This window comes from Macrococcoides goetzii (assembly GCF_002742385.2).
In the GTDB taxonomy this organism is placed as follows: Bacteria; Bacillota; Bacilli; order Staphylococcales; family Staphylococcaceae; genus Macrococcoides; species Macrococcoides goetzii.
Window position 1 is genome coordinate 155,115 of sequence record NZ_MJBI02000002.1, and the last position, 15,297, is coordinate 170,411.

13 protein-coding genes and 2 riboswitches are annotated in these 15,297 nt (G+C 34.9%); of the genes, 7 read left to right on the forward strand and 6 right to left on the reverse strand.

The annotated features are described in order from the left end of the window. Positions 1-14: 14 nt before the first annotated feature. From BFS35_RS06235 to BFS35_RS06250, 4 genes are all read right to left on the reverse strand, one after another. Entirely contained in the window at positions 15-2,669 is a 2,655-nt protein-coding gene (locus BFS35_RS06235) for a cation-transporting P-type ATPase (RefSeq protein ID WP_099579273.1), read from the reverse strand. Between the two features lie 126 nt (positions 2,670-2,795). After that, positions 2,796-3,584, reverse strand: coding sequence for a homoserine O-acetyltransferase/O-succinyltransferase family protein (locus BFS35_RS06240; protein ID WP_099579271.1), 789 nt, complete (start codon positions 3,582-3,584; stop codon positions 2,796-2,798). Then, entirely contained in the window at positions 3,585-4,862 is a 1,278-nt protein-coding gene (locus tag BFS35_RS06245) for an O-acetylhomoserine aminocarboxypropyltransferase/cysteine synthase family protein (protein ID WP_099579269.1), read from the reverse strand. 91 nt (positions 4,863-4,953) lie between these two features. Next, positions 4,954-5,049, reverse strand: a riboswitch (SAM riboswitch). A 77-nt stretch (positions 5,050-5,126) separates the two neighbouring features. Continuing rightward, positions 5,127-5,987 carry a PPK2 family polyphosphate kinase gene (locus tag BFS35_RS06250; protein ID WP_099579267.1) on the reverse strand — a complete coding sequence of 287 codons (861 nt, stop codon included), beginning with the start codon at positions 5,985-5,987 and terminating at the stop codon, positions 5,127-5,129. A gap of 132 nt (positions 5,988-6,119) precedes the next feature. Here BFS35_RS06250 and BFS35_RS06255 point away from each other — a divergent pair, with 132 nt between their 5' ends. After that, positions 6,120-6,587, forward strand: coding sequence for a GNAT family N-acetyltransferase (locus BFS35_RS06255; RefSeq protein ID WP_099579265.1), 468 nt, complete (start codon positions 6,120-6,122; stop codon positions 6,585-6,587). A gap of 41 nt (positions 6,588-6,628) precedes the next feature. On the opposite strand, the gene BFS35_RS06260 is transcribed toward BFS35_RS06255, so the two are convergent. Together BFS35_RS06260 and BFS35_RS06265 are read right to left on the reverse strand one after the other, a co-directional pair. After that, positions 6,629-7,459: a formate/nitrite transporter family protein gene (locus tag BFS35_RS06260; protein ID WP_099579263.1), complete on the reverse strand. Its 831-nt coding sequence runs from the start codon at positions 7,457-7,459 to the stop codon at positions 6,629-6,631. A gap of 115 nt (positions 7,460-7,574) precedes the next feature. Beyond that, entirely contained in the window at positions 7,575-8,096 is a 522-nt protein-coding gene (locus tag BFS35_RS06265; protein ID WP_099579261.1) for a GNAT family N-acetyltransferase, read from the reverse strand. A gap of 152 nt (positions 8,097-8,248) precedes the next feature. Further along, positions 8,249-8,355: riboswitch (TPP riboswitch) on the forward strand. A 70-nt stretch (positions 8,356-8,425) separates the two neighbouring features. Here BFS35_RS06265 and BFS35_RS06270 point away from each other — a divergent pair. The 6 genes from BFS35_RS06270 to ahpF all read left to right on the forward strand — a co-directional run bounded on the left by BFS35_RS06270 (position 8,426) and on the right by ahpF (position 15,264). Continuing rightward, the gene (locus BFS35_RS06270; protein ID WP_099579259.1) at positions 8,426-9,010 is read left to right on the forward strand and encodes an ECF transporter S component; all 585 of its coding nucleotides are present in this window, start codon (positions 8,426-8,428) and stop codon (positions 9,008-9,010) included. A gap of 3 nt (positions 9,011-9,013) precedes the next feature. Then, a complete protein-coding gene (locus BFS35_RS06275; RefSeq protein ID WP_099579599.1) occupies positions 9,014-10,426 on the forward strand; it encodes an ABC transporter ATP-binding protein in 1,413 nt (470 codons plus the stop codon). After that, positions 10,410-11,201, forward strand: a complete 792-nt coding sequence (locus tag BFS35_RS06280; RefSeq protein WP_099579257.1) for an energy-coupling factor transporter transmembrane component T family protein — start codon at positions 10,410-10,412, stop codon at positions 11,199-11,201. The genes BFS35_RS06275 and BFS35_RS06280 overlap by 17 nt, the downstream gene beginning before the upstream one ends. 286 nt (positions 11,202-11,487) lie before the next feature. Further along, entirely contained in the window at positions 11,488-12,822 is a 1,335-nt protein-coding gene (locus BFS35_RS06285) for a sodium-dependent transporter (protein WP_099579256.1), read from the forward strand. 239 nt (positions 12,823-13,061) lie between these two features. After that, positions 13,062-13,631, forward strand: coding sequence for an alkyl hydroperoxide reductase subunit C (ahpC, locus tag BFS35_RS06290; protein ID WP_099579254.1), 570 nt, complete (start codon positions 13,062-13,064; stop codon positions 13,629-13,631). 109 nt (positions 13,632-13,740) lie between these two features. Beyond that, positions 13,741-15,264 (forward strand): alkyl hydroperoxide reductase subunit F, encoded by a 1,524-nt coding sequence (gene ahpF, locus BFS35_RS06295; RefSeq protein WP_099579252.1) that lies wholly within the window; start codon positions 13,741-13,743, stop codon positions 15,262-15,264. Positions 15,265-15,297 lie beyond the last annotated feature (33 nt).

The window sequence follows — 15,297 nt, forward strand, 5'->3', positions numbered from 1 at the left end:
TTACGCGAAATATCTTATGCCTCATATTTAAATATGTTTCTTGTAATCCATTTCTCGATTTCAATCAGGATAAAAACAGCAGTTCCGATACCTAACGGAATCATCCATTGTGAAAATGTTAGTGGAGCAGTTTTTAATATCGTATTAAAAAATGGCACATACGTAATGAGTAATTGTAATGTGAAGAGTAAACCAGAGACGATAAATGCGACTTTATTCTTAAAGAAATCTTGATTAATTGCAAATTGATTTAAGTGTCTGCAATTAAATAGATGGAAGATTAAAGCAAATACTAGTGATTGCAATGTGATTGTATTCAGTACAGTTTTATGTAGACCAAGATGACTTAAATACATATTTGCAAGAAGTATTCCACCAGCTACAATGACTGATACGAGTAGTATTCTAAATAAGAAATAATGACTTAGTAACGGTGTAGATTTATGTCTTGGCTTTCTGTTCATTGCACCTGGTTCGAGAGGTTCAAATGCAAGTGCAAAAGATATGGTAATCGCTGTTACCATGTTCACCCAAAGTACCTGGACAGGAGTAAGTGGTATGGATATGCCAAATAGAATCGCTGCTAAAATGAGTAGTCCTTGAGAACCGTTTGTCGGTAAAATGAATAGTATTGTTTTCTTCAGGTTATCATAGACACGACGTCCTTCGCGTACCGCATCTACAATTGTTTCAAAGTTATCGTCAACCAGTATCATACGCGCGGCATCTTTAGATACTTCAGTTCCTTTAATGCCCATTGCAACACCGATATCAGCACGTTTTAATGCTGGTGCATCGTTAACACCATCACCGGTCATCGATGTTATTTCGTCATGTTTTTGCAATGCTTTTACGAGTTGTAATTTATTCTCGGGACTTGTTCTTGCAAACACATCGTATTCAATCGCGGCTTCGTATAATGCGTCTTCATTCATATTATCGAGTTCGCGACCTTCAATGGCCTTAGTACCATCACCGATTCCGAGTTGTTTCCCAATTGCCATTGCAGTTTCTTTATGGTCACCTGTAATCATTTTTACGGCAATTCCGGCTTTTTGACATTCTTTTACTGCTTTTATTGAAGATTCACGTGGAGGATCTATAATCCCTACTAACCCAAGCAAGGTGATGCCACTTTGTAAATCGTCATGTGAGAGTGTGGTTGTGTCACGAGGCACATCTTTATATCCTGCTGCAATTAATCGTTTACCTTCTTTAGCGATTACACTTAATTTATCTTCCCAGACCTGTCTATCATCAGAATTGGTAAATACACGATCGAATATTCTGTCAGGTGCTCCTTTGATATAAATGCGTTTCTTGCCCTGATCTTCGACGAGATATGCCATATATTTATAAAGTGAATCAAATGGGATTTTATCGATTGCCTGTAAGTTTGGAATTTCTAAATTAGTTTTATGTACGAGTGTCATTAAGCAGCCTTCAGTGGGCTCACCGGTAATTTGAAAATGACCATTTTCATCTTGTGAGAGACGTGCTTCATTGACTGTTTTAACGCATGTTAAGAACTGGTATAATTCTTGTTCTGTTTCTGGTGTTTCAGTATGTTTGGGTATAATTTCTCCGATTGGTTCATAACCTGTGCCCGTAACTTCATAACGATTATGCATTAAATCAATTGAAGTTACAGTCATTTCGTTTTTGGTAAGCGTACCAGTTTTATCGGTGCAAATCACTGAAACTGAACCTAAAGTTTCCACTGAAGGTAAGTTCTTTACGATGGCATTATTCTTTGCCATCGACTGAACACCAAGTGCTAAAATAATTGAAATGACAGCAGGTAATCCCTCCGGTATAGCGCCAACTGCAAGTGCGATAACAGATAAGAGTAGTTCGCCTGCTGGATAATTGTTATAAAACAAACCAAATAAATAAATTGCGATAGAAATTACAACGATACCAATACTCACTGATTTACCGAACTGACCGGTTTGTTGCATCAATGGGGTTGTCATCTGTTCTGTGTCAGTCATTGCCTGATTAATCTTACCAAGTTCAGTGTCTTTTCCGATTGCAACAACGACACCGATTCCAGAACCTGAAGTAATAGATGAGCTTGAATAAGCCATATTTTTTCTATCACCGAGTACAGCATCTTCTGTGATTTTACGTATATTTTTTTGGACGGGTACAGATTCACCGGTTAAAGCAGACTCTTCAATCTTTAAATTATTCGCTTCTATTAACCGTAAGTCTGCAGGTATCTTCTCACCGGATGATAAAATAACGATATCTCCGATTGTCAATTGTTCGCCTGGAATAGTTTGACTACGACCATCACGAATTACTACGGCCTCACTCGTCATCATTTTACGAATACTTTCTAATGCTTTTTCAGCACGCGATTCCTGTACATAACCAATGATTGCATTAATAACTGCAACAAGAATGATAACCGACATATCAAGAAAGTGTCCTAAAAATCCTGTAATCGCTGCAGCAACTAGTAATACATATATTAAAATATCGTTAAAGTGGCCGAAAAACTTAATGATTTTAGGCTTCTCTCGCTTTGCTGGAAGTGCATTTAGACCATAAGTTGACTGGTTTGCTTCGACTTGTTCATGGGACAAACCGCTATTTATTGAGGTGTTAAACGCATGAAGTGTGTCATCGATAGAGCGTTGATGCCATTTTTCATTTTTCATAACGAACATTCCTTTGCGTATAGTATTACTCTTATCGTAACGCAAATAATTAAGTAATTCTAACGAAAGGAATGTATATAAAAGGAATTAACACAATGTTTAAAATTTTGTAAATTTTTAACATTATCACTTACTTTTGTCTGTGCTAAGTATCGTTACAAAGGCATTGAAGAATGAATCAGCAAAAGGTTTCCATCGCTGTATTACTAAATCACTAGAATTATCATGAGCGTAGTAATTTTTAGGGAATGAAATTGTTAGCCCTTTTTTACAATCACGAATATATTCCGTATGCAGCGTATTAGGTGCATACTCTAAATGGCCATTAATATAAATATCTTTATTATCTTTTGATATTAATAAATCTGCACCAAATTCAGGATGAGTGCTGATTATGGTTAAGTCAGTCTTATCTTTAATATCTTGTATCAGAAAATTTGTATAGCGTGATTGGGGTATATAGTAGCTTTGAAAATTATTTGTTAAAGGATGATCCACCAGAACATTATAAGTATATATACCAAACAATTTCTTATTACCTTTAAAAGTGAATTTCTCAATATTGTAATAGTGATGTAACGCAAATTGTGCTGCCCAGCAAATAAACAACCGTGTATGTTGTTGCGCTTTAGACCAATCTATGATGCTTTTAAGTTCTTCATAATAATAAACAGATGCAAAAGGAAGATGCTCTACAGGTGCTCCTGTTACGATTAACGCATCATAATCGTATCGTTGAGCTTGTTCGAAATTTATATAATGTTGCTTAGCATAATTTCTTTTTTCAGTATTTGTTTGATGTGTCTCTAAATATAAAAAATCAATCATAGCTGTTTTAAAATGATGTTTAAACTGCAGTTCCGTTTCGAATTGATTTGGCATTAAATTAACGATTAGAATACGAGGAACAACCAATTAAATCACACTTAATCCTTGTTCCAGGTCTGCGATGATATCATCGATATGTTCAATGCCAATAGAAATTCGAATCGTTTCTGGACTTACACCTGCTGCGAGTTGTTCAGCTTCTGTAAGTTGTGCATGTGTAGTAGAAGCGGGATGAATGATAAGCGATTTTGCATCTCCAACATTTGCAAGTAAAGAGAAGAGCTCAAGTGATTCGATAAACTTCTTACCAGCTTCACGTCCACCTTTAACTCCGAACGTAAAGATAGAACCTGCACCTTTCGGTAAGTATTTTTCTTGCAATGTTTTGTATGGACTGTCTGGTGTATCTGCATATTTAATCCAGGCAACCTTATCGTGATTTGAAAGAAACGCGATTACTTTTTGTGTATTTTCCACGTGACGCTCTACACGAAGCGAAAGTGTTTCTAATCCTTGGGTTAATAAAAATGAATTGAACGGTGAAATTGCTGCACCAGTATCTCTGAGTAGTGTTGTGCGTATCTTAAAGGCATAGGCAGCTTCACCAAAAGCTTCGGTAAAAATGAGATTATGATAGCTTGGATCAGGTTCGGATAAGTTTGCAAACTTACCATTATCCCAGTCAAAATTACCACTATCAATAATGACGCCACCAATTGAAGTACCATGTCCTCCTATAAATTTCGTTGCGGAATGTACGACAATATCTGCACCAAACTCAATTGGACGACACAGATAGGGAGAAGCAAAAGTATTATCGACGATTAAAGGAATACCATGATTGTGTGCAATGTTTGCAAGCGCTTCAATATCTTCAACATTTCCTTCAGGATTACCGATAGTTTCTACAAAAATAGCTTTTGTATTATCTTTTAATGCCTCTTTTACATGTTCTAAATTTGTCGTATCCACGAGTGTTGCTTCAATACCGAATTTCTTAAATGTATGTTCGAATAAAGTGTGTGTTCCACCATATAAGTTTGTAGTCGCTACGATGTGGTCACCGCTGTTCGCAATCGTTTGTATCGCATAAGTAATGGCAGCCATTCCTGATGCGACAGCGACACCTGCTACACCACCTTCAAGTTCAGCAACACGTGTCTCAAAAGCAGCTGTTGTAGGATTTGTAAGTCTTGAATAGATGTTACCTAATTCTTTTAAACCGAAGAGATTTGCAGCATGTTCCGTATCGTTGAATGTAAATGATGTTGTTTGATAAATCGGAAGTGCACGTGCATTTGTTTCCTTGTCGATAACTTGTCCTGCATGAACTTGCAGAGTTTCAAATTTGTACTGATTTGTCATAATGAATTCCTCCTGGCATTAAATTGTATTCCACACTAAATTTAATAAGAGGAGCAAAAAAATGAGTCTACCTCAAAGAAGTAGACTCATAAGCTCATCTTTCAGGTTATACCTGCTGGAATTAGCACCTAATTGAATAGGTTGCTGGGTTTCATAGGGCCAGTCCCTCCACCACTCTGGATAAGTAATATTTAGTTGTAAGAATTAAACATAATTCTAAAACGATTATTCTGAATTGTCAAATATTTATTTTGAAATTTTTTGTTAGTTATTTTTTAATTTATTGATATATTCCTCTAGTTTCTCTTGATTTTCTTGTGAAATTTCAGGAAACTCAGGTTTTAATCGCTTTATTGTATCTATCATAACTTCTGTAACGATACGTCTTGTATGCCATTCATCATCTGCAGGTAAAATGAACCACGGACTATGTTCAGTAGATGTAGCTTCTAACATTTCAGAGAATATTTTTTGATAGTCATCCCAATACTCACGTTCTTTTACGTCATTGAATGAAAATTCCCAGTTCTTATCTTTATTAGTCATTCGCTCAAGTAAACGATCACGTTGCTCATCTTTAGACATGTTGAAGAAGAATTTAATCACTTCAAATCCATTTTCGGTTAAATAACGTTCATAATCATTGATTTGACGGTATCGTGTTTTCCAAATTGATTCATCTACTTCATTATTTGGCGTTTCATGTTCTTCAACAGAATCATGTATTCTTGGCGCAAGTACATCTTCATAGTATGAGCGATTAAAAATTCCAATTTGCCCACGCTCAGGCAGCCCTTCATGATAACGCCATAAATAGTCATGTTTAAGTTCTGTGTCATTCGGCTTACCAAAAGAAGTAGTCTTTAATCCCTGTGCACTTAGATTAGAGAAGATATAACTGATAACTTCATCTTTTCCGGCGGCATCTAGCGCCTGCAGCACAACGATGATACCATTTTTTTCAGCAGCATGTAATTTTAGGTGGAGCTCTTCAAGTTTTTCTGTTAAATCAGGTATGATATCGTTTTTTATTTTATCGTTATTTTGTTTTTCATTTTCTGTTGATTTATAATTATTAAAATCAAATTTAGTATTGGGTGTTACTTTATATTGATTAATGTCCATATAAACCCTCCATATCTTTTTTGAATGTTTTCCCTGATAAATATACAAATAAACAGTATTTACATCTATTTGTTATAATTTAATAATAATCCTTATGAAATAAGATGATTTTTGAGAGGAAGAGAGAACTTTATGAAACTTATTCGATATACACAAAACTACGAAGATTTACTATTACAATTTGAGTTAACTGAAGAACAATTAAAGTTTGTGAAAAGTCCGGAAGTAAACATCAGTGTGGCAAAAGAGGATACTAATCGCACACCAATTTTTGGGTTAAATGACGAGGGAATACCTGTTGTATTTTTTGTGTTACATGAACATAGTGAATTTGAAAGCAAATTTGAAGTGGATAACAGTATATACATAAGATCTTTTGCGACTGATTATCGACACTTAAGAAATGGTTATGCAAAACAAGCGTTAATTGCTTTACCGGAATTTATTATGAGTCATTTTCCGCATATAAAATATATAACGTTACTTGTGGATGTACCCAATACGGTTGCACACGACATGTATTTAAAACTTGGATTTGAACAAGGTAATCAAATAGAGGGTGAAAGATATCCGGCTTATTGCATGATCAAAAAAATATAAAAAATGCGTGAAGTATACACTTCACGCAAATAAAAAGTTATTTAGTTTCTGATGACATCGTCTCTTCTACCGTTTAAGTATGCATAGACTAATCCGATGAATAAACCACCACCGATGTAGTTACCGATATATGCGTAGAAGATATTTTTAAGCACATCGATCCAAGATAATGCATCGATATTGTAGAACATCATTCCGGCAAACAATCCTGCATTGTAAACAACGTGTTCGTAAGCCATAAATACAAAGATAACTACTCCGATACCGATAAAGAATACTTTAGCTAATACTTCCTTACATTGTAACGAAATATAAATACCGATATTGATAAAGAAGTTAGCGAATATCCCTTTAATTAGAATTGCATGCCAACTTGATGCTATTGTTTTTGCATCTACTGTTTTCGTTAATGCTGCTACCATTTCAGGTGTCATAACTTTAGTGCCTGTCATCATTCCAAATAAGATAAATCCACCAATAATATTTCCCAGGAAACATAACGTAAATATTTTTATAATTTTACCCATTGTGATTGTTTTGAAATAATAACCCACTGTAAAGAACATAAAGTTACTTGTTAATAATTCAGAATTAGTAAGTACGATCATTACGAGTGCGATACTGAATGCAATTGCCCCTACTAAATTGATAAGCCCTGCATTTTCAGTTGAAGCAAATTGTGTCTTAGCTGCAAGTTGAAGCACTGCCATAATAGCTAGTAAAAAACCTGACATAATCGCTTTTAACATATAGCGCCCAGGGGTCTTATCTGCCATCACTTCTTTCATTGCTACTTGGTTTAATACGTTTTCAATGTTACCTTTCGAAGCATAAGTATCTTCGATAGTTTTAGCTGGAATTTCAATAGCCATTGTAGAGCCTCCTGTTGAACAAAATTTTATGAATAAACATGAATGTGATAAATACAATATTATTATATCTGTTACTGAGTAACGTGTATATAGTTAATTTGTGAAAAGGTGAACATTATACTAAATCAAGCATCATTATATAGTCGGTCTGTGCTTCATCGCCCATTTGAAAGACATGAGAATCGATATGTTTAAAGCCGATTTTTTTATAAAAATCTAATGCATTATGGTTATGTTCCCATACACCCAGCCATATTTTTTTGATGTTTTGATCTTGTGCACGTGATACTGCCTTTTCATATAAATGTTTACCAATACCTTGTTTTTGAAAAGTTTTGTCGACATAAATTCGCTCAATTTCGAGTGAATTATCCGTTATATTTTCTGTTTGAGCAGCATTGGTATTAATTTTTAAGTAACCAGCAACTTGTTCTTTGATTAAAGCAAAATAAAATTCTGAATGTGGATCATTAAGCTGAGTCATCATCTTTTCTTTAGTGAAAGATGTCTTTAAGTAATGATCGATAACTTCATCCTTATTATCCGGTCTGAAAGTATCATCGAATGTTTTTTTGCTTATATTGATTAGAGTATTGAGATCGTTTTCTGTAACTTTGCGTATTACAATTTTATTCATAAAGCGAGCTCCTTTAGTCAATTTGTTAATCCACATTATGAGCTTAAATGAATGTTTATGCAATCAATATTTGTATAGTAATATGTTGATGAAATAAAATTTCGAGTTGACAAAATTTAGTTTCGCGAGTACTGTAAAAATAACAAATCAAATAAGCGCACTAGGGGTGTTTTATTAAAAACTGAGATAAGGCTGTAGCCTTAGACCCTTTGAACCTGATCTAGATGATACTAGCGTAGGGAAGTGTATAGTCACAGTATAAGTGTGGCTATTTTTCCGTACGCAGTCTTCTTTATAGAAGGATGCGTATTTTTTATGGAGGAATGAAAATGAACAGACATAGTCAGGGTTTGAAGTTGTCAGAAATTTTAGTGACAGTATTAGTAGCAGTATTATTTGCGGTAGCGTACAATTTTGTCTGGTTACCTTATGAGGCGATGAAACCACTGGGGCTACATTTTGAACAGTTAATATATGGTGTTTGGTTTATGGCTGCAGTTGTGGCTTATTTAATTGTTCCAAAAGCAGGAATTGCATTACTGGCTGAGTTTGCAGCAGGTGCAGGAGAGACAATTGTAATGGGGAAATTTGATATTCCAACGTTTGTTTTTGCATTTTTACAAGGTTTGGCATGTGAATTTGTATTTATGTTATTCAAATATCAATCACGTAGCATGATGGTGTGTATATTAGCGGGTGTTGCAGCTGCAATTATAAGTCTGCCAGTTGAGTATTTCTATGGATATATGTCTGAAGTAGCAGGATGGAACGTGCTGCTTTATATTATAATGCGTTTGATTAGTGGCGCATTAGTAACCGGGGTGTTGTCATATTTAATTGTTAAAGCATTGGATCAGACTGGTGTAACGAAGCTATTCAGAACGTCAACTCAATCAGATTACGATAGTTTATAGATGATGTTATCTGTTAGAAATTTAAGATTGAAATATCCCGGTGAAGCAGAAAAGATATTTGACGGTATCGATATTACGATAGCAGAGAAAGAAAAAGTATTATTGCTCGGACCTTCAGGTTCTGGAAAGAGCACATTGTTGAACGTACTAAGTGGCATCGTCCCGGAGTTGATAGATTTACCCATGAAATATGATGTATTAGAACGTGATATGAATGCTAGTGTTATATTTCAGGATCCAGACAGTCAATTTTGTATGCCGAAAGTCTATGAAGAACTGGCTTTTATTCTGGAAAATCAAAATGTTGATAAATTGCAAATGAATCACTTGATTAATGATGTTTTGATTAAAGTAGGACTGGATGTTGAACCCTCACAACAAATCAATCAACTCAGTGGTGGTATGAAACAGAAACTCGCAATTGCAGGGTCATTGCTGCAGAATGCTGATACGTGGTTTTTAGATGAACCTACAGCGATGCTCGATAGCGATGCTACAAAGCATTTATGGGAATTGATGATCGAATTATGGCAGGATAAGACAGTGCTTATCGTAGAACATAAAGTTGAGCATATCTGGCGATACGTTGATCGTATTATTCTGATTGATGCTGATGGGAAGTTAGTTACACAAGGCACACCACAAATTATTCTTGCACAACATGAAGACTTATTGAATCAGTATGGTGTATGGCATCCTAATACATATAAGTGTGCACCAAAACCATTGCATTATGAGCATATGTCTAATGAATTTGAACTCGTGTTAAAAGATGTGGCAGTAAAACGTAAAGAAAAGACGTTGTATCATATTGATAAACTTGTCGTTAGCAGTCATGAATGGATTGCGATTACTGGAAAGAACGGAACAGGAAAAACAACGTTATTAGAATCTTTGATGCAGCTTATCCCGTATAAAGGTTTGATGCAATACGATGATAAAACTTTGAAGAAAGTAAAAGATGCAGCGCGTAATATGTACCTCGTCTATCAAAATCCTGAACTGCAATTTATTCAAGGTAGTGTATACGATGAAATATTCTTTAACTTTCAATTTTTAGATAAAAGCCGAGCTGGGGAACGTACATCGAATTTATTAAAGCAATTAAATCTGTACCATCTAAAAGATCGTCATCCTTTTGAACTTTCCATGGGACAAAAGAGAAGATTAAGTGTTGCGACTGCATTGAGTACAAAAGCTGATATTGTGTTACTAGATGAACCAACATTTGGGCTGGATAGTCATAATACGTTCGAACTTATTGAATTATTTAAAGCGCGTGTGCAATCTGGTCAGACGATTATTATGGTGACGCATGATGACGAAATCATAAAGCGATACCCTTCTACCGTGTTACGCATTCAGGATGGGATACTTTCTGAAGTGAGGAGGGGTGATGATGTACGAACAGTTTAAGGTATATCATACATTTATGGATCATGTGAATGTGATAACGAAGTTGACATTAGGGGTTTTACTATTTGCACTTGTCATATTCATTCATCATTTTGACTGGATGCTCTATCTAGCGATTATTATGTTTATCTTTATGATAGGGGTTAGTGGTGTGCGTTTGAAACTTATTATGGCTTTTGTAAGTGTAATGATGTTATTTAGTTTCACTTCGTCATTATTTATGATTTTCTATGGTGACGGCAGTACTACGCTATTTCAATGGGGCATCGTGCATATTACAGAAGAAAGTTTATATAGAGGAATACATTTATCACTTAGAACAATTACAGTCAGTTTCTTTGGTTTAAGTATTGCGTTTACAAGTGAAATTGTAAAAGTATTCTATAGTTTGATGCAACATTTAAAGGTGAAACCTAAATATGCCTATGCCTTTATGGCAGCAATCCGTATGGTGCCGATGATGTTTGAGTCATTCTTCCAATTACGCAATGCTTTGAAAATGCGTTATCACGTTATAGATTCGAGTCAATACAGAGGATTGAATCGCATAAAGCATTTGATTATCCCGCTATTAAGTCAAAATATTAGACGTGCACATCGTCTGTCTGTTGCAATGGAGAAAAAAGGATTCCATAATGGTACTAGAACTTACTATTACCATGTGCCATTTAGCTATCGGGATATTTTATTGATAGTTATCTTTTTAATAATGGTTGTAAGTGCTTATTTATTGGCAATGTATTTTCCGATAACGCATATGACGGACGTACGTTAAATAGATTTGTTTGACGCGTAATCAATATACTGATAGAATAATCAGTAATCTTAAACAAGTGAGGTAATTAGAATGAAGACTTTTGTACAGAACAGTACAAAATTAAATATGTGGTGGCAGCTGTCATAACTTATATTTATGCCCGTCATAGATATAAGTGTCTATGGCGGCTTCATTCGCGTTACTTGAGGCCGGTTGCGTATGCATAAGGTCTCTTTTTTGAGGTCGATGCATATGCATTGGCCTCTTTTTTGTTTAAAAAATTATATGAAGTGAGGGATTACACATGGAAAAAAGATCTGTTTGGGGATCGAAAATTGGATTTATTTTAGCAAGTGCAGGTTCGGCGATAGGGCTTGGTGCGATGTGGAAATTCCCGTATGTCATGGCTGATAATGGTGGTGCAGCGTTTTTAGTATTGTTCATGGTATTCACATTATTTATAGGTATGCCGTTATTATTAGCAGAATTCGTAATAGGTAAACACGGAAAGACATATAGCACAGAAGTGTTCGGAAAAATTACTGGTAACAAATATTATAATCTAATCGGTCATCTCGGTAATGTTGGTGTTTTCTTCTTACTAAGTTTTTATAGTGTAATTGGTGGATGGATTTTACTTTATATGATGAGGACTGTTTATGTAATAGTTACAAATCAGCACACGAAGAATTATGAAACATTATTTGACCAACTGATTAGTAACCCGATATATGCAGTACTTGGCGCTGCATTATTTATTTTTCTTACTGCGATAATTGTTTCCCGTGGTATTCAGGATGGGATTGAAAAAGCTTCAAAAATCATGATGCCTATGTTGTTTATCGCATTTATTGTGATTATCATTCGTTCTTTAACGCTTCCAAATGCAATGGATGGCGTTGTATATTTTCTGAAACCTGATTTTAATGCACTGAATGCAGAAGGAGTACTTTTTGCTTTAGGTCAATCATTCTTTTCGCTTTCAGTAGGGTTTGGTGGCATGTTAACATATGCATCGTATTTAGATAAGAAGACGGACATTGTCCAATCTGCCTTTTCTGTTGTAGGCTTAAATATACTGGTTACGATATTAGCAGGATTAGCAATATTTCCTGCGACTGCTTCACTAGGTATTGATAATGCACAAGGACCGGGTTTATTGTTTATCGTATTACCGTATGTGTTCGATCAGTTGCCGTTCGGTAGTATTTTCTATCTTATATTTTTATCGCTATTCTTTTTTGCAACCATTACATCGTCTATTTCATTAATAGAAATTAATGTTTCGAACGCAATTAAGTACGAACAAAAGAAACGTAAAAAATATGTATATTTTATTGCATTACTATTATTTATTTTATGTGTACCTTCTGCTTTATCGAACGGTACTTTAAGTCAGATGAAATTTTTAGCAGGAACATTCTTTGATAATATGGATTATTTAGTTTCGAACATTATGTTACCGATTGGGGCATTATGTTATGCGTTATTTGCGGGATACAAACTAGATGGTGCAATTGCAAAGCAGGAATTAATGGATAATAAATATAGAGGTTTATTTAAAATTTGGGTTTTCTTGCTACGCTATGTTATTCCGCTTGTTATACTGGCTGTATTTATTACTTTGATGATAAAGTAAATGAGAATAAGTTGCTGTAATTGATATTGTAAAAAGTAATTTTATGCACTCCAATTACAGTAACTATTTTTATTTAAAAAAATATTAAATAATACGTCAAATATTTTTCACAATTTTAAAGTTTGAGTTGGTTGACTTAAAACGAGCATCATGTAATAATAAGTTTTGTAGAGATTAGAATTATTCTAATCTAGAGACTATCTAAAAGTACTTAATTAAATTCTCAGGAGGAATTACACATGTCATTAATTAACAAAGAAATCTTACCATTCACTGCGAATGCTTATGATCCAAAATCAGATTCATTCGTTGAAGTATCAAACGAATCAATGAAAGGTAGCTGGAATATCGTATGCTTCTACCCAGCAGATTTCACTTTCGTTTGTCCAACTGAATTAGAAGATTTACAAGATCAATATGAAACGTTACAAGGTTTAGGAGTTAACGTATATTCTGTATCATGTGATACGCACTTTACACACAAAGCATGGCACGATCATTCAGAAGCAATCAGTAAAATTGAATACACAATGATCGGTGACCCATCTCACGTTATTGCTAACAACTTTGATGTATTAGATGAAGAAGCAGGTCTTGCACAACGTGCGACATTCTTAATCGATCCAGATGGAGTTGTTCAAACAATGGAGATCAACAATGATGGAATTGGTCGTGACGCTTCAGTATTAGTAGACAAAGTTAAAGCTGCTCAATACGTAGCTAGCCATGACGGTGAAGTTTGTCCTGCAAAATGGAAAGAAAGCGGCGAAACTTTAACACCTGGTTTAGATTTAGTTGGTAAAATCTAATTTAATCAACAATAAATAAATATTAAAAGGCTGCCACAACGCAAATTTTTGCGTTGTGGTATCTATTGCAATAAAATATAGAAATTTATCCTTTAAAGGAGGAAATGTAATGTTAAACGATACATTAAAGCAACAATTAGCTCAATATTTAGAGTTAATGGAAGGCGACGTTGTAATTACAGCGAGTGCTGGAGATGATAAAACAAGTAAAGATATGATGGACTTACTCACTCAAATCAAAGAGATGTCTTCACGTATCACTTTAAAAGAAGCATCTTTGAAACGTACACCGAGCTTCACATTGGCACGTCCTGATGAAGAAGCACGTATTACATTTGCCGGTGTACCACTTGGACACGAGTTCACTTCTCTAGTCTTAGCTTTATTACAAGTAAGTGGTCGAGCACCTAAAGCAGATCAATCTGTAATTGATCAAATTAAAAAGTTAGAAGGACCTTTTAATTTTGAGACATTCATCAGCTTAACTTGTACGAAATGTCCAGATGTTGTACAAGCTTTAAATATGATGGCGGTATTAAATCCAAATATTACACATACAATGATTGATGGTGCAGCATTTAGAGAAGAATCTAAAGATATTATGGCTGTTCCTACAATGTTCTTAGATGGTGAAGAATTTGGTAGCGGTAAAGCAACTGTTGAAGAGATTATCGGTAAACTTGGTGGTGGAGCAGATGCTTCTGAATTTGATACGAAAGAAACATTTGATGTATTAGTAATCGGTGGCGGACCTGCAAGTGGTAGTGCAGCAATTTATGCAGCACGTAAAGGTTTACGTACTGGTATTGTAGCTGAACGTATCGGTGGTCAAGTTAATGATACTGCTGGTATTGAAAACTTTATTACAGTAAAAGAAACGACTGGACCAGAATTCTCGCAAAACTTAAAAGAACATATTAACAGTTATGATATCGATGTAATGAATGCTGTTCGTGTTGAAAAGTTAGAAAAAATTGATGATTTAGTACATGTTACTTTAGAGAATGGCGGTAAACTAACATCTAAAACATTGATTATCGGAACAGGTGCAAAATGGCGTAACATGAACGTGCCAGGAGAAGCTGAATATCAAACAAAAGGTGTGGCATATTGTCCGCACTGTGATGGTCCATTATTTGAAGGTAAACGTGTTGCAGTTGTAGGCGGCGGTAACTCAGGTGTTGAAGCAGCAATTGATTTAGCAGGTATTGTTAAACATGTTACATTACTAGAGTTTGGTGAAGAATTACGCGCAGATAAAGTACTACAAGATCGTTTAGCATCATTAAATAATGCTGAGATTATTAAATCAGCTGCAACAAAAGAATTAACTGGAGATGCTACGTTAAAAGCATTGACATACGTTGATCGCAATACAAATGAAGAACATACGCTTGATCTAGAAGGTGTATTTGTTCAAATCGGTTTAGTGCCAAGCACTGAATTTGTTGGAGACCTAGTTGCTAGAAATAACCGCGGTGAAATTATCGTTGATAAAGATGGTGCTACAAATGTACCAGGAATTTTTGCTGCAGGTGACTGTACAGATCAAACATATAAACAAATCATAATTTCTATGGGATCAGGTGCAACAGCAGCATTAAGTGCATTTGATTATTTAATCAGAAATTAATTAAATGACTGATATAAGTTAAAAGACATATTA

Coding starts and splice junctions, on each gene's coding strand:
- ahpF (WP_099579252.1), top strand. CDS start 13,741: ATGTTAAACGATACATTAAAGCAACAATTAGCTCAATATTTAGAGTTA.
- ahpC (WP_099579254.1), top strand. CDS start 13,062: ATGTCATTAATTAACAAAGAAATCTTACCATTCACTGCGAATGCTTAT.
- BFS35_RS06245 (WP_099579269.1), bottom strand. CDS start 4,862: ATGACAAATCAGTACAAATTTGAAACTCTGCAAGTTCATGCAGGACAA.
- BFS35_RS06265 (WP_099579261.1), bottom strand. CDS start 8,096: ATGAATAAAATTGTAATACGCAAAGTTACAGAAAACGATCTCAATACT.
- BFS35_RS06270 (WP_099579259.1), top strand. CDS start 8,426: ATGAACAGACATAGTCAGGGTTTGAAGTTGTCAGAAATTTTAGTGACA.
- BFS35_RS06285 (WP_099579256.1), top strand. CDS start 11,488: ATGGAAAAAAGATCTGTTTGGGGATCGAAAATTGGATTTATTTTAGCA.
- BFS35_RS06250 (WP_099579267.1), bottom strand. CDS start 5,987: ATGGACATTAATCAATATAAAGTAACACCCAATACTAAATTTGATTTT.
- BFS35_RS06275 (WP_099579599.1), top strand. CDS start 9,014: ATGTTATCTGTTAGAAATTTAAGATTGAAATATCCCGGTGAAGCAGAA.
- BFS35_RS06235 (WP_099579273.1), bottom strand. CDS start 2,669: ATGAAAAATGAAAAATGGCATCAACGCTCTATCGATGACACACTTCAT.
- BFS35_RS06260 (WP_099579263.1), bottom strand. CDS start 7,459: ATGGCTATTGAAATTCCAGCTAAAACTATCGAAGATACTTATGCTTCG.
- BFS35_RS06280 (WP_099579257.1), top strand. CDS start 10,410: ATGTACGAACAGTTTAAGGTATATCATACATTTATGGATCATGTGAAT.
- BFS35_RS06255 (WP_099579265.1), top strand. CDS start 6,120: ATGAAACTTATTCGATATACACAAAACTACGAAGATTTACTATTACAA.